This is a genomic window from Micromonospora sp. NPDC047467 (assembly GCF_040643095.1).
Taxonomy (GTDB): Bacteria; Actinomycetota; Actinomycetes; order Mycobacteriales; family Micromonosporaceae; genus Micromonospora.
In genome coordinates this window covers 432,808-452,091 of record NZ_JBEYTO010000005.1, presented here as the reverse complement: position 1 = coordinate 452,091, position 19,284 = coordinate 432,808, and the positions used below count along the sequence as shown (strand labels likewise).

General features: G+C 69.0%; 20 protein-coding genes and 1 pseudogene. 8 read left to right on the top strand and 13 right to left on the bottom strand.

Annotated features, from left to right (window positions below; translation table 11 throughout):
• Positions 1 to 93: 93 nt before the first annotated feature.
• The 11 genes and pseudogenes from ABZ780_RS17555 to ABZ780_RS17505 form a co-directional block, all read right to left on the bottom strand.
• Positions 94 to 1,095, bottom strand: a complete 1,002-nt coding sequence (locus ABZ780_RS17555) for an amidohydrolase family protein (RefSeq protein ID WP_357008118.1) — start codon at positions 1,093 to 1,095, stop codon at positions 94 to 96.
• Complete coding sequence (locus tag ABZ780_RS17550; protein WP_357486628.1) at positions 1,095 to 1,619, bottom strand: 3-hydroxyanthranilate 3,4-dioxygenase; 525 nt, start codon at positions 1,617 to 1,619, stop codon at positions 1,095 to 1,097. The genes ABZ780_RS17555 and ABZ780_RS17550 overlap by 1 nt, the downstream gene beginning before the upstream one ends.
• On the bottom strand, positions 1,616 to 2,038 hold the full coding sequence (locus ABZ780_RS17545; RefSeq protein WP_357008113.1) for a RidA family protein: 423 nt from the start codon (positions 2,036 to 2,038) through the stop codon (positions 1,616 to 1,618). The genes ABZ780_RS17550 and ABZ780_RS17545 overlap by 4 nt, the downstream gene beginning before the upstream one ends.
• On the bottom strand, positions 2,035 to 2,808 hold the full coding sequence (locus ABZ780_RS17540) for a fumarylacetoacetate hydrolase family protein (protein WP_357486627.1): 774 nt from the start codon (positions 2,806 to 2,808) through the stop codon (positions 2,035 to 2,037). Before ABZ780_RS17540 ends, ABZ780_RS17545 begins: the two co-directional genes overlap by 4 nt.
• 125 nt (positions 2,809 to 2,933) lie before the next feature.
• Positions 2,934 to 3,986, bottom strand: a pseudogene (gene dmpG, locus ABZ780_RS17535) (4-hydroxy-2-oxovalerate aldolase); the annotation flags it as partial.
• Positions 3,983 to 4,918, bottom strand: coding sequence for an acetaldehyde dehydrogenase (acetylating) (locus ABZ780_RS17530; RefSeq protein ID WP_357486625.1), 936 nt, complete (start codon positions 4,916 to 4,918; stop codon positions 3,983 to 3,985). The gene ABZ780_RS17530 and the pseudogene dmpG, both read right to left, overlap by 4 nt.
• A complete protein-coding gene (locus tag ABZ780_RS17525) occupies positions 4,915 to 5,712 on the bottom strand; it encodes a fumarylacetoacetate hydrolase family protein (protein WP_357486623.1) in 798 nt (265 codons plus the stop codon). The genes ABZ780_RS17530 and ABZ780_RS17525 overlap by 4 nt, the downstream gene beginning before the upstream one ends.
• Before the next feature lie 20 nt (positions 5,713 to 5,732).
• Positions 5,733 to 7,214 (bottom strand): 2-hydroxymuconic semialdehyde dehydrogenase, encoded by a 1,482-nt coding sequence (locus ABZ780_RS17520; RefSeq protein ID WP_357008261.1) that lies wholly within the window; start codon positions 7,212 to 7,214, stop codon positions 5,733 to 5,735.
• A 23-nt stretch (positions 7,215 to 7,237) separates the two neighbouring features.
• Positions 7,238 to 8,575 carry an NAD(P)/FAD-dependent oxidoreductase gene (locus tag ABZ780_RS17515; protein ID WP_357486621.1) on the bottom strand — a complete coding sequence of 446 codons (1,338 nt, stop codon included), beginning with the start codon at positions 8,573 to 8,575 and terminating at the stop codon, positions 7,238 to 7,240.
• Positions 8,575 to 9,867, bottom strand: coding sequence for a kynureninase (gene kynU, locus ABZ780_RS17510; protein WP_357486620.1), 1,293 nt, complete (start codon positions 9,865 to 9,867; stop codon positions 8,575 to 8,577). Before kynU ends, ABZ780_RS17515 begins: the two co-directional genes overlap by 1 nt.
• A 21-nt stretch (positions 9,868 to 9,888) precedes the next feature.
• On the bottom strand, positions 9,889 to 10,791 hold the full coding sequence (locus ABZ780_RS17505) for a tryptophan 2,3-dioxygenase family protein (protein ID WP_357008098.1): 903 nt from the start codon (positions 10,789 to 10,791) through the stop codon (positions 9,889 to 9,891).
• Between the two features lie 144 nt (positions 10,792 to 10,935).
• Here ABZ780_RS17505 and ABZ780_RS17500 point away from each other — a divergent pair, with 144 nt between their 5' ends.
• The 4 genes from ABZ780_RS17500 (at position 10,936) to pyrE (ending at position 13,461) form a co-directional block, all read left to right on the top strand.
• Positions 10,936 to 11,400, top strand: coding sequence for an Lrp/AsnC family transcriptional regulator (locus ABZ780_RS17500; protein WP_357008095.1), 465 nt, complete (start codon positions 10,936 to 10,938; stop codon positions 11,398 to 11,400).
• A gap of 94 nt (positions 11,401 to 11,494) precedes the next feature.
• The gene (locus tag ABZ780_RS17495; RefSeq protein WP_357008093.1) at positions 11,495 to 12,019 is read left to right on the top strand and encodes a hypothetical protein; all 525 of its coding nucleotides are present in this window, start codon (positions 11,495 to 11,497) and stop codon (positions 12,017 to 12,019) included.
• 12 nt (positions 12,020 to 12,031) lie between these two features.
• Positions 12,032 to 12,868 carry a class F sortase gene (locus ABZ780_RS17490; protein WP_357486618.1) on the top strand — a complete coding sequence of 279 codons (837 nt, stop codon included), beginning with the start codon at positions 12,032 to 12,034 and terminating at the stop codon, positions 12,866 to 12,868.
• A 65-nt stretch (positions 12,869 to 12,933) separates the two neighbouring features.
• Positions 12,934 to 13,461 carry an orotate phosphoribosyltransferase gene (gene pyrE, locus ABZ780_RS17485; RefSeq protein ID WP_357008089.1) on the top strand — a complete coding sequence of 176 codons (528 nt, stop codon included), beginning with the start codon at positions 12,934 to 12,936 and terminating at the stop codon, positions 13,459 to 13,461.
• A gap of 75 nt (positions 13,462 to 13,536) precedes the next feature.
• On the opposite strand, the gene ABZ780_RS17480 is transcribed toward pyrE, so the two are convergent.
• A complete protein-coding gene (locus ABZ780_RS17480) occupies positions 13,537 to 14,073 on the bottom strand; it encodes an HNH endonuclease (protein ID WP_357008086.1) in 537 nt (178 codons plus the stop codon).
• Between the two features lie 839 nt (positions 14,074 to 14,912).
• Here ABZ780_RS17480 and ABZ780_RS17475 point away from each other — a divergent pair.
• The 3 genes from ABZ780_RS17475 (at position 14,913) to cutA (ending at position 17,333) form a co-directional block, all read left to right on the top strand.
• Entirely contained in the window at positions 14,913 to 15,692 is a 780-nt protein-coding gene (locus ABZ780_RS17475) for a hypothetical protein (protein ID WP_357486616.1), read from the top strand.
• Complete coding sequence (locus tag ABZ780_RS17470; RefSeq protein WP_357486614.1) at positions 15,682 to 16,491, top strand: hypothetical protein; 810 nt, start codon at positions 15,682 to 15,684, stop codon at positions 16,489 to 16,491. The genes ABZ780_RS17475 and ABZ780_RS17470 overlap by 11 nt, the downstream gene beginning before the upstream one ends.
• 479 nt (positions 16,492 to 16,970) lie before the next feature.
• Positions 16,971 to 17,333: a divalent-cation tolerance protein CutA gene (gene cutA, locus ABZ780_RS17465; RefSeq protein ID WP_357486657.1), complete on the top strand. Its 363-nt coding sequence runs from the start codon at positions 16,971 to 16,973 to the stop codon at positions 17,331 to 17,333.
• A 4-nt stretch (positions 17,334 to 17,337) separates the two neighbouring features.
• On the opposite strand, the gene ABZ780_RS17460 is transcribed toward cutA, so the two are convergent.
• Positions 17,338 to 18,609 (bottom strand): XRE family transcriptional regulator, encoded by a 1,272-nt coding sequence (locus ABZ780_RS17460; RefSeq protein ID WP_357486613.1) that lies wholly within the window; start codon positions 18,607 to 18,609, stop codon positions 17,338 to 17,340.
• Between the two features lie 296 nt (positions 18,610 to 18,905).
• Here ABZ780_RS17460 and ABZ780_RS17455 point away from each other — a divergent pair, with 296 nt between their 5' ends.
• The gene (locus ABZ780_RS17455) at positions 18,906 to 19,238 is read left to right on the top strand and encodes a hypothetical protein (protein WP_167942991.1); all 333 of its coding nucleotides are present in this window, start codon (positions 18,906 to 18,908) and stop codon (positions 19,236 to 19,238) included.
• Positions 19,239 to 19,284: the final 46 nt, after the last annotated feature.

Below are 19,284 nucleotides of genomic sequence, written 5' to 3'. Positions count from 1 at the left end.
TCGGCGCACTCGACACGCGCCGACAAACAGATCTTGGACAGTTTCCGCTCGCCCCGAACGGAAACTGTCCAAGATCTGCTCATGCCAGGGCGCTCAGCCGTACAGGAAGCGCCTGGCGTTGGCGGACAGCAGCTTGCCGCGCTGGTCGTCGGTGAGGAAGTCGGCGTCGCGGACCACCGCGCCGGCCGGGCGCTCACCCAACGGGTACGGGTAGTCGCTGCCGACGAGCACCCGGTCCTCCCCGATGGTGTCGACCAGCAGCCGCAGCGCCGGAGGCGCGAAGACGACCGAGTCGACGTGGAAGCGGTCGACGTAGCTGCTGGGCGGGCCGGCGGACGCGCCACGGACCAGGTCCCCGCGCCGGTGCCAGGCGTTGTCGGCGCGACCGAGCCAGAACGGGAAACTGCCGCCGCCGTGCGCGAAGCAGATCCGCAGCGTGTCCGGCACGCGGTCGAAGACGCCGCCCAGGATCATCGCCAGCACCGACAGGTGCGTCTCGGCGGGCATTCCGGTGAGCCAGCGGGCCATCCATCGGTCCAGCCGAGGGCTGCCCGGCATGTCCCACGGATGGACGAAGACCGGCGCGCCCACCTCGGCGCAGTGTTGCAGGAAGGTGACCACGCCGGCGTCGTCCAGGTCGCGGTCGCCGACGTGGTTGCCGATCTCCACACCGACGTGCCCGGCGGCCAGGGAACGGTCCAGTTCGGCGCAGGCGGCGTCTGGGTCCTGCAATGGCACCTGGCAGAACGGCACCAGCCGGTCGCCGCCAGCCGCGGTGACCTCCAGGGTCAGGTCGTTGAAGATCCGGGCGACCTTGACCGCCTGGTCAGCGGGGCGGTCGTAGCTGAAGAAGACCGGGGTGGGCGAGACGACCTGCACGTCCACGCCGTCGGCGTCCATGTCGGCCAGCCGCTGGGACGCGTCCCAGCACTCGGCGCCGATCGGACGGAACTCCGTCTCCCCCACCATGATCATCGCGGCGCGTTCGGAGTCGACCCGCAGCCACGGCCACCCGGACCCGCCGCACGCGGCGCCGAGGTCCGGCCAACCCTTCGGTACGACGTGCGTGTGCACGTCGACGACGCCTGCCGCCATCAGCCCTTACCCGGGTGCAGGGTGCCGCAGTTGGCGCAGGTACGAGCCTGCTCGTCGGCGTAGAACGCCTGGAACACCGGCGGCAGGTCGGCCGCGATGTCGCGGACCTGCAACTCCACCTCGTGCACCTTGTGCCCGCACTCCGGGCAGTACCACTGGAACTTCTCCAGGGTGCCGTCCTCGCGGATCCGCTCGACGACCACACCGATCGAGCCGGGCTCCGGCCGCTGCGGAGAGTGCGGGGTGTTACGCGGCAACATCCACATCTGCCCCTCGCGCACGTGCACCGTACGCGGCCCCTCGGGGGTCATCAGGTTGACGTGCATGTTGCCCTTGACCTGGTAGAAGAACTCCTCGTACGGGTCCACGTGGAAGTCGGTGCGCTGGTTGGGCCCGCCCACCACCATCACGATGAAGTCGTCCCCGCCGGGGAACATCTCCTTGTTGCCCACCGGCGGCTTCAACAGGTGCTGGTTGTCCGCGATCCAACCCGGAAAGCTGAACGGTTCGGCGATCTCACTCACGACTGACCTCCGGAGGGAAGAAGGGCCACGGCCTGGATTTCGATGAGCAGGTGCGGGTGGGGCAACTGGTGTACCGCCACCGTCGTTCGGGTCGGCCCCGACGCGTCGAAGAACTCCGCCCACACCTCGTTGTAGCCACCGAAGTCATTCATGTTGACCAGGTACGACGTCATCTGCACCAGGTCGGCGAGGTCCGCGCCGACCGAACGCAGCAGGTCCTGGATGTTCTCGATGACCGCACGCGTCTGTGCCCGGATGTCGAGGTTCGTGGTGCCGAGTTCGTCGACCGACACACCGACGAACGTGTTGTCCGGCCGCCGTGACGACGTACCGGAGACGAAGACGAACCCGCCCGCGACCTTGACGTGCGGGAACGCGCCGCGTGGCACGGCCTTGCCGGCCACCACCCGCGCGGTCACTCCGACGCCCGCAGGGAGGCGGTGCCGAGCTTCTCCACGACGGCACGGACATGGGCGCCGGGCCGCAGCGGAACAGCCGCCGTGGCGGCGCCGGCCAGGAAAACCCATCCGGATTCCAGGCGTACCCCGTGTCGGCCGGCCAGCCGGATGCCCTCGTCGAGCGCCCGGCGCGGGTCGCCGAGGATCGCCGCCGTCGAGCCGACCTGCGCCACCCGACCGTCGACCTCCAGCAGCACGCCGAGGTTGTCCAGACCCGCCGGCACCGGCGACCACGGCCCGATCACGAACGCCGCCGCCGAGGTGTTGTCGGCGATCACGTCCGGAAGCGAGAAGCGGAAGTCGGCGTACCGGGAGTCGATCAGCTCGATGGCCGGGGCGACCGCGCGGACCGCGCTGGCGAAGTCGCCGACCGGCTCGCCCGGCTCGGGCAGCCGGTCCAGCAGGAACGCCACCTCCGGTTCGACCCGGGGATGGATGTACGCGGACGGGTCGACGACACCGCCGTCGGGCACCCGCATCGCGTCGGTGAGCCGCCCCCAGATCACCTCGTCCACGCCGACCTGGGCCATCTTCGCCCGGCTGGTCAGCCCCATCTTCAGACCGATGAGCCGTTCGCCGCGCTCCAGCCGGCGCTGCACCAGCGCGGCCTGCACGCCATACGCGGTCGGCACGTCCAGGCCCACCTCGTCGGCGAGCTGCGGAATCGCCGTGGCGGTGTCGGCGGCCTCGCCGAGCTTCGCCGCGACGCCCAGGGTGTCCACGCCGATCATGCTGCATCTTCCTTCGTTCGCGACTGCGGGGCTCGCAGACCCGGCTCACTCCTCGCGCTCACGGGCTCATCCTTCGTTCGCGACTGCGGGGCTCGCAGACCCGGCTCACTCCTCGCGCTCACGGGCTCCTTACCGGCAAGGTCGAGTGCCACGTCCACGATCATGTCCTCCTGGCCGCCGACCATCCGACGGCGACCCAACTCGACCAGGATCGACCGGACGTCGACGCCGTAGCGCTCCGAAGCTCGCTCGGCGTGCCGGAGGAAGCTGGAATAGACCCCCGCGTACCCCAGGGAGAGCGTCTCCCGGTCCACCTGGACCGGGCGGTCCTGCAAAGGGCGGACGAGGTCGTCCGCGGCGTCCATCAGCGCGAACACGTCGCAGCCGTGCTTCCAGCCGTGCAGCTCGGCGACCGCCACGAAGACCTCCAGCGGCGCGTTGCCGGCGCCCGCGCCCATGCCGGCGAGGGAGGCGTCGACGCGGACGGTACGCCCGTGTGTCGCGTCGGCGCCGACGGGTGCGGACCCGGAGATCCGGCCGTGCTCGACGGCGAGCACGCTGTTGGCCACCCCGAGCGACAGGTTGTGGTGGGCGTGGATGCCGATCTGCGTATCCGGATCGAGGACCTGCCGGTACGCGTCGACCCGCTGCGCCACGTCGGACATCAGCAACCGCCCACCGGAGTCGGTGACGTAGACGCAGTGCGCCCCGTACGACTCCATGAGCTTGGCCTGCCCGGCCAGCCCGGCCGGGTCGTTCATGTGCGACATCATCAGGAACCCGGCCACGTCCATGCCGTTCTCCCGCGCCCAGGAGATGTGCTGGGCGGAGATGTCCGCCTCCGTGCAGTGGGTGGCGATCCGCACGCTTGTCACGCCGAGCGCCTTCGCGGCCTTCAGGTCGGCGATCGTGCCGATGCCCGGCAGCAGCAGGGTGGTCAGCTTCGCCGTGGTCAGCACCTCGGCGGCCGCCGAGATCCAGTCGGCGTCGCTTGCCGCGCCGTGACCGTAGTTGACGCTGGACCCGGCGAGCCCGTCGCCGTGCGCCACCTCGATCGCGGCCACCCCGGCGGCGTCCAGCGCGGCGGCGATCGCGCGCACCTGGTCGACGGTGTACTGGTGCGCGACGGCGTGCATGCCGTCGCGCAGCGTCACGTCCTGGATGTACAGGTCGGTCATTGCGCAGTCACCTCCGAGGAGCGCAGGGCCACCAGCCGCTCGGCGGTGCGCAGCGCGGCGGAGGTCATGATGTCGAGATTGCCGGCGTACGCCGGCAGGTAGTGTCCGGCGCCGGAGACCTCCAGGAAGACCGACACCTGCAACGCGGTGAGCTCCCGCCCGAGCGACGGCAGGTACGCCCGCACCCGCTCGAACTGCACGTCCTGCTTGAGGCGGTAGCCGGGGACGTACTCCTGGACCCTCGCCACCATGTCCGCCACGGAGGCGGCGATGGCGGCGGTGTCGGCGTCGGCGTCCGGGCAGAGGCAGTAGACGGTGTCGCGCATCAGCAGCGGCGGGTCCGCCGGGTTCAGCACGATGATCGCCTTGCCCCGCTCGGCGCCGCCGACCACCTCGATGGCGCGGGCCGTGGTCTCGGTGAACTCGTCGATATTGGCCCGGGTGCCCGGACCGGCCGACTTCGACGCGATCGACGCGACGATCTCGCCGTACGCCACCGGGGTGATCCGGCGTACCGCGGCGACGATCGGCACGGTCGCCTGCCCGCCGCAGGTCACCATGTTGACGTTCGGCTCGTGCAGGTGCTCGTCCAGGTTGACCGGTGGCACCACGTACGGGCCGATGGCGGCCGGGGTCAGGTCGACCACCGTGCGGCCGTGCGCCCGCAGCACCTCGTCGTGGTGCCGGTGTGCGCCGGCCGAGGTGGCGTCGAAGACCAGCTCGACGTCGGCGAACTCGGGCATCGCGACAAGCCCGTCGACGCCTTCGGCGGTGGTGGCGACGCCCAGCCGGCGAGCCCGGGCCAGGCCGTCGGAGTTCGGGTCGATGCCGGCCATCGCCACCATCCGCAGCTCGTCACTGAGCCGCAACACCTTGATCATCAGGTCGGTGCCGATGTTGCCGGAACCGAGCACCGCCACGCCGACGCTCATGCCGAACCCTCCTTGCTGAAACAGGTCCGCACCGAACCGAGGCCGGAGATCCGCGCCTCGTACGCGGCCCCCGGGGTGACCGACACCATCGGGCCGAGCGCCCCGGAGAGCACCACGTCCCCGGCGCGCAGCGGGTCGCCGGCGCGGGCGAGGGTGCCGGCCAGCCAGTGCAGGGCGTGCAGCGGGTTGCCCAGGCAGGCCGCGCCCGCGCCCACCGACACCGGCTCACCGGCGTGCTCCAGCACCATCCCGCACAGCCGCAGGTCGACGTCGGCGAGCCGGCGCGGCGTGGTGCCGAGCACGAAGAGCCCGCTGGAGGCGTTGTCGGCGATGGTGTCCACGATGGAGATGTCCCAGGCGGCGATCCGCGAGTCGACGATCTCGATGGCCGGCAGCAGATAGTCGACGGCGTGGATCAGGTCGGCCGTGGTGATCTGCGGATCCGCCAGGTCCTTGTCGAGCACGAACGCGATCTCCGCCTCGACCCGCGGCTGGAGCAGCCGGTCGATGGGCACCTCGACGCCGTCGCCGACCGCCATCGCGTCGGTCAGCACGCCGAAGTCCGGTTGGAACACCCCGAAGGCTTCCTGCACCGCCCGGGAGGTCAGCCCGATCTTCGCGCCGACCCGGCGTTCGCCGCGGCCCTGCCAGGCTCGCGCCTGGAGTTGCTGCACGCGGTACGCCGACTCGATGTCCCCCTCCGGCAGCAGCCGGCCGCGCAGTGGCGGGCACGGCTTGCCGGTGCTGCGGGCCTCGGCCAACTCCCGGTTGGCGGCCTCGATGTCAGCTTCCATGCCCGCTCTCTCGCTAGGGCTCACGACAGGTCCACGCAGACGTTGGTGAGTTCGGAGTAGAAGTTCAGCGAGTGCACGCCGCCCTCGCGGCCGATGCCGGACGCCTTCACCCCGCCGAACGGGGTACGCAGATCCCGCAGGAACCAGGTGTTGACCCAGACGATGCCGGCGTCCAGGCGGGCACCGGCGCGGTGCGTCACGCCCACGTCCCGGGTCCACACCGTCGCGGCCAGGCCGTACTCGGTGCCGTTGGCCAGGGCGTACGCCTCGTCCTCGGTGTCGAACGGCGCGACGTGCACCACCGGGCCGAAGATCTCCTCCCGGTTGGTGCGGGCGCCCGGCCCGAGGCCGGTGAGCACGGTCGGCTGCACGTACGACCCGCCGTCACGGGCGTCGCCGAAAGTGGGCGCGCCGCCGCCGGTGAGCACCTCGGCGCCCTCGGCGCGGGCCAGGTCGTAGTGGCTCAGCACCTTGGCCCGGTGCTGACGGGAGATGAGCGGCATGGTCGCCGTGGCCTCGTCGGTCGGCCAGCCGTACGCCAGCTCGCCGGCCCGCTTGGCGAGCCGGGCGGTGAACTCCTCGAAGACCGGGCGCTGCACGTAGATGCGTTCGGTGCACAGGCACACCTGCCCGCCGTTGGTGAAGCTGGAACGCACCGAGCCGGCCACCGCGGCGTCCAGGTCGGCGTCGGCGAAGACCAGGCCGGCGTTCTTGCCACCCAGCTCGAAGCTCACCGCCTTCACGCCGTCGGCGGCGGCCCGCATGATGGCCCCGCCGGTGGCCGACTCGCCGGTGAAGGTGATCGCGTCCACCCCGGGGTGGCGGGTGAGGAACTCGCCCGCCGAGTCGGGTCCGAAGCCGTGCACCAGGTTGAACACTCCGGCCGGTACGCCGGCGGCGGCCATCACCTCGGCGAGCACCGTCGCCGAGGCGGGCGTCTCCTCGCTGGGCTTGACGATCACCGCGTTGCCGCAGGCCAGCGCCGGGGCCACCTTCCAGGTGAGCAGCAGCAGCGGCAGGTTCCACGGCACGATGACCGCGACCACGCCGACCGGCTTGCGGACCGCGTAGTTGAGCGCCCGGCCGCCGGTCGGGGTGACAGTGGTGAACGACTCGGTGGGCGCGGTCGCCACGATCTCCGCGAACGCCCGGAAGTTCGCCGCGCCGCGCGGAATGTCCAGCGTGCGGGCCTGGGCGATGGACTTGCCGGTGTCGGCGACCTCGGCGGTGACCAGATCGTCGAAGCGACGCTCCAGCTCGTCGGCGACCCGGCGCAGCACCTCGGCGCGTTCCCGCTCCCCCATCCGGCCCCACGGGCCGCGCAGCGCCGCACGGGCGGCGGCGACCGCGTCGTCGACCGTGGACCGCGATGCCTCGTCGACCTCGAAGACCGGCTCGCCGGTCACCGGGCTGACCTTGGTGAACGTCGACCCGCCGTCGACGAACTCGCCGCCGACGAAGTTGCGCAGCCGCGGTGGCCCGGCCGGCGCGCGGCCGGTCATCAGCTCGGGATCCCAGTGGCCGGTCATCCGCGCCGTCCTCGACTGAGCGCCGCGCCGACCGCACCGATCAGCAGCAGCGCGGCACCACCGGCGAGCGCACCGAGCACCCGGTGCTGCCGCCGGACCCGGCGGCGCACCTCGGCGTACGGGGTGGTGGAGAAGGACACCAGCTCGTACTGGGAGACGTACCGACCGGGCAGGGCCCGCTCCAGCGCGTGCTCCACCCGGCGGCTGAGCTGGAAAACCGGCGAGGCGACCTTGTCGCGCATCTCCACGAAGTTGGTAAGCGCCATCTGCGCGATGGCCTCGGCGTTCTCCTGCCGCCGCTGCTGCAACAGTGGCAGCGCCGCCGACCACTCGTCGTCGCACTCGTCGAGGCAGCGGTCCAGCTCGACGATGTCCTCGAAGGCGCAGTTGGCGCCCTGGCCGTAGAACGGCACGATGGCGTGCGCCGCGTCGCCCAGCAGGCCGACGGTGCCGTTGACCTGCCACGGGGCGCAGCGGACGGTGCCGAGCACACCCACCGGGTTGTGCTCGTAGTCGTCCACCAGGGTCGGGGCCAGCGGCACCACGTCCGGGTAGTGCTCGGCGAAGTACTGCTCGATCGCCGCCGGATTGTCCAGCGCCGCGAAGCTACCGACACCCTCGTTGGGCCAGAACAGCGTGCAGGTGAAGGAGCGGTCCGGGTTCGGCAGGGCGATCATCATCGAGGTGCCGCGCGGCCAGATGTGCAGCGCGTCCGGGTCCAGCGCGAAGTCCCCGCCCAGCGGCGGGACCGTCAACTCCTTGTAGCCGTAGTCGAGGAGGTCCACGTCCTCGGTCAGCAACCCGTCGGCCAGCAACTGCGCGCGTACGGCGGAGCCCGCCCCGTCGGCACCCAGCACCACCGACGCCTTGGCGGCGACCGGGCCCTGCGGGGTCTCGAAGCTCAGGCTGCCGTTGTTCGGGTCGAGCCCGACGAGACGGTGGTCGAAGACGATCCGCACACCGGGCAGCTCGGCTGCCGCGTCGAGCAGCGCGTTGTTCAGCGCGCCCCGGCTGATCGAGTTGATCGCCCGGTCGCCGGCCAAGCTGTACGACTGGAACTGCGGCTCCCCCTCGACCGGGTGGATCATCCGGCCGCGCATCGGCAACGCGTCGGTCATCACCTGCTCGGCGAGGCCGATCCGGCGCAGCGCGTCGAGGCCGCGCTCGGAGAGCGCCAGGTTGATCGAGCGCCCGCGCTCGGCCGTGCCGTTACGCGGGTCGGGCCGACGCTCGTACAGGGCCACCGGGTAACCGCGCCGGGCCAGGAAGCAGGCGGCCAGGCTGCCGGCCAGCCCGGCGCCGATGATCGCGATCTCGTCGCGCTGGGAGGTCATCAGGACTGACCCTTCGTCGAGGACTGACCGACCGTCGCGGCGAGCGCGACAGCGGCCCGCCAGCAGTCGTGGTACGTGGAGTAGAGCGGCACCGGGGCGAAGCGGACGATGTCCGGTTCCCGGGCGTCGGCGATGACGCCGTGTTCGTGCCGCAGCCGCTTGGTCAGCTCGGCGGCGTTGCCGGCGCCGACCCGTACGGAGAGTTGGCAGCCCCGGCGGGCCGGATCACGCGGGGTGACCACCTGCAGCGGCCGGTCGGCGGTGACCTCGTCGAGCAGGCGCTCCAGCCAGCCGGTGAGCCGCAGGCTGCGTTCGCGCAGCGCCGGCATGCCGACCGCGTCGAACAGCTCCAGCGAGGTGCGGACCGGGCCGATCGCGAAGATCGGCGGGTTGGAGATCTGCCAGGCGTCCGCGGTGGCCGGTGGCCGGGAGACCGGGGTCATCTCGAAGCGGGTGGCCGCCGCGGTGCTCCACCAGCCCTCGAAGCGGGGCAGGTCGGGGTCGCCGAGGTGCCGCTCGTGCACGAAGACGCCGCCCAGCGCACCGGGGCCGGAGTTCAGGTACTTGTAGGAGCACCAGGCCGCGAAGTCGACGTCCCAGTCGTGCAGGGCCAGCGGCACGTTGCCGGCGGCGTGTGCCAGGTCCCAGCCGACCACCGCGCCGGCGGCCCGCCCGGCGGCGGTGATCGCCGGGATGTCCATCAGCTCGCCGGTGAGGTAGTTGACGCCGCCGAGCATCAGCAGCGCCACGGTGTGACCCTCGCGGGCCAGGAAGTCCAGGACGTCCTCGGTGCCCAGCGTGTCGGTGCCGGGGCGCGGCTTGAGCCGCACGACCGTGGTGTCCGGGTCCAGGCCGTGGAAGCGGGCCTGGCTGCGCACCGCGTAGCTGTCCGAGGGGAACGCGGTGTCCTCGATGACGATGCGGGTGCGCTCCCCGGCCGGGCGGTAGAAGCTGACCATGAGCAGGTGCAGGTTGACCGTGAGGGAGTTCATCACCACGGTCTCCGCGGGCCGGGCGCCGACCAGTCGGGCGGCCGGGGCCGTCAACAGCTCGTGGTACGGCAGCCAGGCCCGCTCCGCCTCTACATGCCCCTCGACGCCGAGCCGCCGCCAGTCGTCCAGGTCGGCGAGAAGTTCGTCGCGGGTCGCGCGTGGCTGTAGGCCGAGCGAGTTGCCCGCCAGGTACGCCGACTCGGGGTGGTCGCCGCCGTCGGCGGGCGGTACGTGGAAGAGGTGCCGGTGGCCCGGGTCGGCCTCGTCGAGGCGGCGGGCTTCACTTTCAAGGGTGTGCACAGGGGTGTCTCCGCTCTCGGGTCACATCGCGGTACGGGCCGACCACAGCTCGGGGAAGACCACCCGAGCCATGCTGCGCTGCAGCCACGCCAGGCCGGCCGAGCCGCCGCTGCCGACCTTGGCGCCCATGGTCCGCTGCACCGCCTTCACGTGGTTCCACCGCCAGTCGCCGAACTCCTCGGCGACGCCGCTCAGCGCCTCACCGAGCAGCCGCAGCGGGTTGTCCGGGCCGCCGTCGGCGTAGATCCGCACCCACGCCGCCTCGACCGCCGGGTGCGGGTCGTGCTCGACCCCCACATCCCGGTTCAGCAGGTCGGCGGGAAGGTCGAAGCCCTGCCGGGCGAGCAGCGCGACCACGTCGTCCCAGAGGCTCGGGGCGGCCAGCGCGGCGGTCAGCTCGGCGTGCACCTCGGCCTGCCGGCGGAACGGTCGGATCAGCGCCGGGTCACGCAGACCGAGCAGGAACTCCAGGTGCCGGTACATCGCCGACTGGAAGCCGGAGCCCTCGCCGAGCAGGTTGCGGAACCGGTTGAAGTCGGCCGGGGTCATCCAGCGCAGACCCTTCCAGGAGGCGTTGAGCCCCTCCAGGTGCAGGGTGGCGCGGCGCAGCGGGGCCAGGGCGTCCGACAGCCGGTCGTCGCGCAGCAGGCGCTGGGCCTCGCGCAGTTCGTGGCAGGTCAGCCCGAAGTACAGCTCCATGATCTGACTGACCATGAGGAAGGACATCTCGCCGGGGTCGTCGCTGAGCGGCTGCTGCAACTGGTGCAGTGCGCTGGCCCGCACGTACGCGTCGTAGGGCACCAACTCGGCGAACTCCAGCGTCGGCTCGCCGCCGTTGCGCGCGGCCCGCGCGGCCCGCTGCCGCGGGGTCACCGGTCGTACCGTGACGCCGCCGTTGGGCGCCCGCCGCTCCGTCTGATCCACCAGTTGTCTCCCTCCGGATGTGCCGACAACATGATCCCGCGGTTGGAACGGCAGATGGAATGCCGGATCAACGGCTCTTGCCGGCCCTTGGTGGCCAACCCAAGGCAGGTGGGCGAATCCGCTTCACGAAAGTAAAGTCGCAGCGTGGACGACATGGACTGGGCGCTGCTGCGCGAATTGCAGGCCGACGCGAGGCTCTCCTTCAGCGAGCTGTCTCGGCGGGTGCACCTGTCCCCACCAGCGGTTGCGGAGCGGGTCCGCCGGCTGGAAGAGACCGGCGTGATCACCGGCTACCACGCCCACGTCGACCTGACCCGGGCCGGCCGCACGGTGGTCGCGCTGATCCGAATGTCCTGTTATGGGCCCCGCTGCATCCTGCACGACCCCGAAGTGGCCGGCTGGCCGGAGATCCTGGAGATCCACCGAATCACCGGGGACGCGTGCAGCATGCTCCGAGTGGCCGCCGGCTCGATCGGCGACTTCGAGGCGGTCATCGACCGGCTCGCCCCGTACGGCCAGCCATCGAGCACGATGGTCCTGTCGTCCCCGCTGGACTGGCAGCCGATCACCCCACTCCCGCCCGCCAGCCCCGCCGCCCACCGCCGCTGACCCTGCTCGTCGGCGGGTTTGCCTCCGAGCCAGCGGGAACTCAGCGGCGTGCCCAGGGGAGGGTTCCGGCGGTAGTCGCCGGGAGGGGGAAATCATGCAGGGTCTTCGCACGATCAACCGCGCGCTCTCGTCCGCACTGACACTGTTGGGGCTGGTCGGAGCGTTTGTCCTGTTGTCGGTCGCGCCGGCACGCGCCGGTGAGAACACCTTCGTCGAGGTGACGCCGAACAGCGTCCAGGCCGGCAGCCGGGTCACCATCCGGGCGAGCTGCGACAACAACAACAACGACCGGCAGGCCAACGTGCACTCCGACGCGTTCGGGCACGTGATGCTCAGGCCGGACAACGGCTTCCTCAAGGGAGAGGTCACCGTTCCGGGCAACAAGCAGCCCGGCGACTACCCGGTCGAACTGCGCTGCCAGAACAACCAGACGGCCTCGACCATGCTGACCGTGCTGAACATGGCCTCGCCCAGCAAGGGACCGGCGACCGGGGGCGGCGGCACCGCCGGCGGCCGGGGCACCGGCTCGATCCTGCTGCTCGGCGGCGCGGCCCTGGTGGCCACCGCGGTCGTGCTGGGCATGGCGGGCGGCCGGCGCCGGACCGGGGCCGGCTCCTGAGCCGGATACGCCATGACCCGCAGATCCGCGCGTGCGCGGCCGGAGCGTCGTGCCCGCCTGCGGGCCGGGAGGGCGCTGCGCGCCTCCGGCCGGCTGGTGGTCCGGGCCTCGCACCGGCTGCGCCGGGTCGCCAGCCAGGCGGTGTCCGCCAGCGTCGCCACCACCGACCCGGACGCCCGCCCGCTGCCGCCGAGCCGTCCGGCCGGGTCGCCGCTGGCGCGCCGCCGCTTCGACGCCGGGCCGGGGCTACCGGTGCTGGCCGTCGCCGCGTTGATGGTGCTGATCGTCGCGATGCTCGGCGTCGAGCAGGTCACTGGGATCAGTGTGCTGCCCGACAGTCTCAGCGCCGGCCTGCGGCCACCGCCGAAGAAGTTCCCGGTGCTGTCGGCCAGCCGCCCGACGAGTCTCGCCATCCATACGATCGATCTACAGGCGCCGGTGCATGACGTGGGCATCGCCTCCGACGGCACCATCGCCGTGCCGGACGCCGGCCGCGCCCAGGAGGCCGGCTGGTACGACCAGGGCCCCACCCCCGGCCAGTACGGCCCAGCGGTGATCGTCGGACACGTGGACACCACCAGCGGACCGGCCGTCTTCCATCAACTGGGGGAACTGCGCTCCGGCGACGAGATCGAGGTGACCCGCTCCGACAACAGCGTGGCGGTCTTCGAGGTGGACTCGGTGGAGCGGTTCGACAAGGAGCGGCTGCCCGTCGACGAGGTGTACGGCGACTTCAGCCGACCCGGCCTGCGACTGATCACCTGCGGGGGCCGGTGGGTCGGCGGTCACACCGGCTACTCGGACAACGTCGTGGTCTTCGCGTCGCTGGTCAAGGCCCGATCTGGCTGACGCGCGAGCCGTGCCACGATCCGGGCGGGATCGCGCGGTACCGGTCCGGATGCGACGCTGAGGGCGTGACTTCCTCCCTCGGGCGTCGTGTGTACGAAACCTGCCATCTCACCGGGTCCTTCCGCCTGCGGTCCGGGCAGGTGAGCGCCGAGTACTTCGACAAGTACCTGTTCGAGGCGCAGCCCACTCTGTTGCGGGACGTGGCCGAGGTGATGGTCGCGCTGCTGCCGGAGTGCGACGTGCTGGCGGGGATGGAGATGGGCGGCATACCGATCGCCACCGTGATGGCGCAGATGACCGGGCTGCCGACGGTCTTCGTGCGCAAGCAGGCCAAGGAGTACGGGACCGGCAAGGCGGCCGAGGGCGGCCCCGTCAGTGGCCGGCGCGTCGTCGTGGTCGAGGACGTCGTCACGACCGGCGGGGCGCTGCTGGCGTCGTGCCGGCAACTGCGAGCCGACGGCGCCCTGATCGACACGGTCGTCTGCGCCATCGATCGCGAGCAGGGCGGGCAGGAGAACCTGGCGGCGGAGGCGCTGCGGTTACGCCCCGCCCTTCGCCGTCGCGATCTTGAGCCGCCGGCCGCTCGGCTGTAGCACCACGACAATGACCACCAGCACGGCTGACCTGGACGCGCAGCCGGCACCGACTTCCGCTGCTCTCGGTCAGGCTCAGGCGGCGGCTTCGGGCTCCCGCAGGTCGAGCCAGTCGGCCCAGCGAGGGTCGGGGACACGGTGCCCGAGGACCCGCCAGGCGGTGCCCTTCGGAGCAGCCGGGAGCGCGTGCAGCCGCCAGCCCAACTCCGCCGGCGTCTTGTCACCCTTGGTGTGGTTGCACCTCGCGCACGCGGCGACCACGTTCTCCCAGGCGTGCCGGCCGCCCCGGCTGCGGGGGAACACATGGTCGATGGTCTCGGCCGGACCCCGGCAGTAGGCGCACCGCCAGCCGTCCCGGGCGAAGATCGCCCGCCGGGACAGACCGACGTGGGTGCGGTAGGGCACCCGGACGAACCGGGTCAGCCGGACCACGGACGGCACCGGGAGCGCGTCGCGGGCGCTGTGCAGGATGCCGTCGCCGTCGGCCACGCAGACCGCCTTGGCGGAGAGTACGAGGATCGCGGCGCGACGCACCGACACGACACACAGGGGCTCGTAGGTGGCGTTGAGGACAAGCGCGCCAGAGCCCACCGTGGGTCGTATGTCAGGCATCGCGGTCACCCTCCCGGTTCAGCGGCTGCTGCGGAGCGACGCCGACCGGGGCCGGGCACGACGGCCCGCACGGTCGACGCCGGTCCGATCACCGACGTCCGTTGCGCCAATAGTCCCTGATCGGACCCCGGATTGCACGTACTAATCCCTCATGGGGTATGAGGATCATCCGCATCGGGGCGGATCGCCGTCCGGGCCTGGGAGAACTCTGCCGCTGCCTGACACTGGTTGACAGCCCTTGCCGGCCTCAGTTGTGCCGGATCTGTGCCCGATGATCTTCGGCCGCACCCTCCCCCCGGCTGCACCCCTCAGCCATCCCGTCGGCCTTCGTCCGCACACCGTGGAGTGGGTGGGGCCTGCCCGGTCAAGGTGGAGCACCCCACCGTCTGAACGACCTTGACCGGGCAGGCCCCACCCGCTCGGCTTTGCCCGGACGGAGGGTGTCGGGATGGCGCCAACCATCCCGGAGTGTCCGAGGCCCCGCCGGAGGTTCTAACCAGAACAGCAGAGGTTGTTTGAGAGCCTACGCGGCGAGTCGCGATAGGCCTTTAGCCTGGGCAAACAGCCATCTCATCGGGCAGCGCGTGCGGGTCGGCGACTGCCGGCATCCCTGCGAAGTTGTCGGAGGCTAGCGTTATCGTTCGATGGTGGACAGGACGATGCGCCGTACCAGCCCTTGGCGTGGCTTCGTGCTGCCACGTCCGCCGTACGGTGACCTGACTACCCTGCCTGCTTCGACTGGCGAACATGTTAGCCGAACGTGCCTGCATGTCCGGTTCACGGGGGCTACAACACTCGCTACCCTGGGCGATCTGACGGTCGAGCCGGGAGGTGGGGGCATGGCCTCAACTGGTAGTCGTCGTTCCGCCGACGGGCTCGGCTTCTACGGAATCGCCAATCACGGCGCACAAGTAGAAGGCTCCCTTGGTGTGAGCGCCGTCCGTGTCGCCGCATATGCTCGCAGGAACACCGCTGACCGTCCTTTTGGCGTCTTAAACGACTATGTCGCCAGCACCTTGGGCACTGCCATAGGCCTTCCGGTCCCTCCTGGTACGTTGATCCGCTTTTACCAAGACGAACCTGGCTACTTGTCGCTCGGCTTCAGCGATAAAGGGGACAGACCTCCTCCAGTTATCCTGCAGGACTTCGCACGCGAGCGCCCCTGGGAGGCTAGTGGCGTTATCGCGTTCGATCAGTGGGTACTTAACACGGATCGCCACGACGAGAACCTAGCGTATATCCCGACCCTCGGCGTTGCTGTCTTCGACCACGACTTGTCCTTGGTAAATCGGCCGCCCGATGGGAACGCCTGCGCTTCCCTTGAAGCCGGCCTGGACCAAGCAGTTAAGGGCCACGTCCTTGCACCGCATCTGCAAACCTCCGAGCATTTTCCGGAGTGGTGTGAACGGATCGGCAGCATCGGAAGGCGGGAGATCCGCCGTGTCGTTGGGACATGCCGAGACGCCGGCCTCATCGACGTCGCCACCCGGGACAAGCTGGCGTCCTTTCTTGAGCACCGTCAAACTCGTGTCAGATCCTATGTCGATCGCACAATCTCCGAATATGTCAAGGTAACCTCCTGGACCTTGGGGAGTGGCGAGGTGGACGATGAAAGCTAACTGGTATCTCGTCAAGTACGTTCGAGATGCGTTCCGGAACGAACCAGTCAACATCGGCGTGATCATAACCCTAGATCAGCACGGTGTTGCCCGCTTTATTGGCCAACGTGCTGACGGCCAGATAGATGGCCGGCGTGCGCGAAGCGCGGTTGCTAGCCCTGATACTTTACGTGCTTGGGCTAATTACATTCGTCACCACCTAGCCGAAGGTACGTTCGAGGAGAAGCTAGCCTCCCTGAGCGCACGGTCGTTGGATAACTACCGTATTGAGCGGAGGGGCGCCCTCTTAGAACCGCTGACCTCAGAGCGGCTACCGCAGATGGCAGAGGACCTGTTCAGAGAGCTGGTACGGGAAGAGCCAGAAAAGCCAGCACCGACGCTGGATGATCTAACGAACCAGCTCCTATACCAGAAGCTTCAATTTCCGCCAGACCACAAAATCGAGGAGAACGTACGATACGTCATCGATCTACGTGGAGCTCGCCGTGAGTTCAGTTTCGACTACCGATACGTGAACGGTAGAGCTTCTCTGCTGGAGAAGATCAGTCTCGCCGATCGTGAGAAGAGCGTTGAGACGAGGGTCAACGATCTACTCTTTCGGATGGAGCACATAGCTGAGAGTCCCGATGCTGGGGTAACCAACTTCATATCCCTGTTCGATGTCGGCTCCAACGGATCGACCGCGCAGGTAGAGCATCACCTTCGTGCCATCGAAAAATTCTCGCATACCATTAACGTTCGATCCGCGAAAGCTGCAGACGAAGTCGGTGATTGCTTGGGAGTTCCTGTGCTCCGTTAGCTTGTCTGCCGCATCGAAGGCCCCGGGCTTTGCTGAGATCAGCGGCCCGGGGCTTCGTCGTATGTCGCGCCGCCGGCGGGCTAACACCGACGCGCCGGCGGCCGAAGGCCAGAGGCGCGGCGGCGGGCCACCGGCCCGGCCCAGGTTCGGCGGCGCGAGCGGTCCGCGACGCGGGCCGCCTTGACCTCGTACAGAAAGTTCTCACAACATGGGGATCACCCTGGATCACCCTGAAGCCACCTCGGCTGGGTGGCAAAGTCAGGCTGACTTGGCATAATGCAGGCGTGACGACACCTGACCCAAACGCTGAGTGGTGGACGACTTCCGACGTTGCCGCATATCTCGGCGTTCAGATCGGAACGGTCAGTTCCTACCGGAATCGCAACCAGATGCCAGAGCCTGACCAAACTCTTGGCCGCACTCACCTCTGGCGTCCGGAGACCATCACCACGTGGAACGAAGGACGGCCAAGGCTCGGGATCGGTGGAAGAACTGCCGACGCTGATCCGCGTGGCACGTTCTTGCAGGTATCGACAGCGCTAGAATCCCGTGAAGCCGCCGAGAAGCTGGCTCGTGAGATTGTCGAGGCGAAGCTGTCAGCGGGAGCCCAAATCATCGGACCCGTGACATCGGCCTTCTGGCACCTAGGCGAGTTCGGCACGGGCGAAGAATGGCAACTCCTGCTCAAGACTCATTCCGACCGGTTCGAAGATCTTCAGGCGTATCTCACGGAGCATCACCCCTGGGACAATCCAGAGATTGTTGCCGTTCCGATCGTCGCGGGATCTGACGCCTATTTGTCGTGGGTACGGAAGACAGTCGACCCAGGCGAGGAAAGCTAGCGGATCAAGACCTGGCCTTCTCTAGCAAGTCGGCCACCATCGGCACGCTGTGGTGACTTGCGAGCTGCCGCAAGATGGGTTGCAGCCTTTGTCGCGGACGAACGGATGCAACCCCTGCTGAGAGGTTGAGAACTCGGTCCGCGATCCCTGCTGCCGCCTCGATCTCGCCCGCTGTCAGGTACGCGTCTGCGAGCCAACACGAATACAAGGCTTTGTCCCGAGCATGGGCGTCATCGAAGCCGCGGAGAGCATCCTCCAGGAGCGGAACGGCTCGCAGCGGTCGACGCAACTCGGTCCAGCACCTACCCGCCATGATCTGTAGTTCCTGTTCATCTACCCAGCTCGACCAGTCCGGCTGAGCCGTGCCTTGGTTGCTCGCCAGGGCAGCCTGGGCAGCGGCCAGCGCCTCGTCTGCTTCCCTGGCGTTCCCTGCCACCGCGTGTGCCCAGGCTCGCCGCTCATGCAGCAACGCCCCGACGGTGGCCGGCACTCCCCCATCGGCTGCCGCACATGAGGCTTCCGCGACCTCCACGGCCGTCCTTGGATTACTACCGATCGTCTGGTAGGCCAAGAAAGCTAGAGCGTTTCCAGCAAGGGCGGGATCCGATATCCGCGTCGACACACTGTGGCTCTCCTTGTACAGGTGTTCGGCGGCGACGTGGTCACCAGCATCGAAAGCCGCCCATCCAGCCTGCTGAGCCTGCTCTGCAAGAATTGCTAGGAGCTTGCTCTCGGTAGCGGCCGAATAGCTACTGCCACGCAAGATTGCCTTAGTTGCCTTGTATTCGGCGAGATAGATACCTGACGTATCGCCGCCGCCTAGGACGTCGTCCAGGCGACGCAAACGAGCGGTTCGCCGTGCGAGCATCGCTGGCATATCGGAACCGATCCGGCCTCGTGGGAGTTCCTCCAGCAGGGAAGGAATACCGAGAGCCGTTCCGGCTCCAATAGCCGAAACACGCAGGAAGTCTCTTCTTTTCACGGCTTCATCTCCGCTCGACCTAACCGCCTCCAAAGCGGAGGGCGCCTCCCAGCCTCGGGGAGATAGACCCAGCATATGGCCGGGAATCCGTAGAGCATCAGAAATAGCGGCGATTTTTTCGTATGTCGCTATACTTCCCTGCCCCCGGGCGAGAGTCCCGACTCGTTCGGGCTTTATTGCGCAAGCCTCGGCGATCTTCGAATAGCTAATACCTGCCCATTTGCGGGCAAGGACGAAGACTGCACCAAAATCGTGGCGAGCAATTGCATCCTGCATATCCGCGCGTTGCAGCACGTGCGGGGGGATAGCGGTTGGTGAGGCCTGAGGATGCATCAACCCTCCACGTCCTGACAGCTCATGCATTGGTACCACTCGCTCCCGACCCTACCCACCATGGGTACCCCCACGCGAGGCAAGAAACAGACCCCACCCCGGGGCCATGCTGATGCACATGGATCGGTCAGGTCCACCGAAGGACCGAGAGGATCGATGCTTGACGTGTGCTGAGTCAGTCAGTACGTTGTAGTCAGTACCGAGTGGGTACTGAGTCTAACCCGGGGCGTCTGCCCCCAGTCGAGAAGGAGTCAGTCATGGGACGTCTGCTGCTGGACACCTCGCGGGTGTCGTACGAGGTCGCGGTGAACCCGGTTCCGAAGCTGGACCAGACGGGTCAGCAGAAGTTCGACCGGGAGACGAAGCAGCCGATGTGGGCGGTGCAGCTCTACGCCCTGTCGGAGGGAAGCGCGGAGGTCATCAACGTGACGGTGGTCAGCCCGGTGATGCCGGCGGTGGCTGTTCGTCAGCCGGTGGTGCCGATGGACCTGGAGGCGCTGCCCTGGGTCAACGACCGGGACGGCAAGGTCCGCTCCGGTGTGGCGTTCCGGGCGTCGGCTCTGACCGCGCTGGAGACCGCCGCCGTCTAGCGGCCGGAGGTTCCTGTTCGGCTCCACAAGAGGTGAAGAGGTGGAC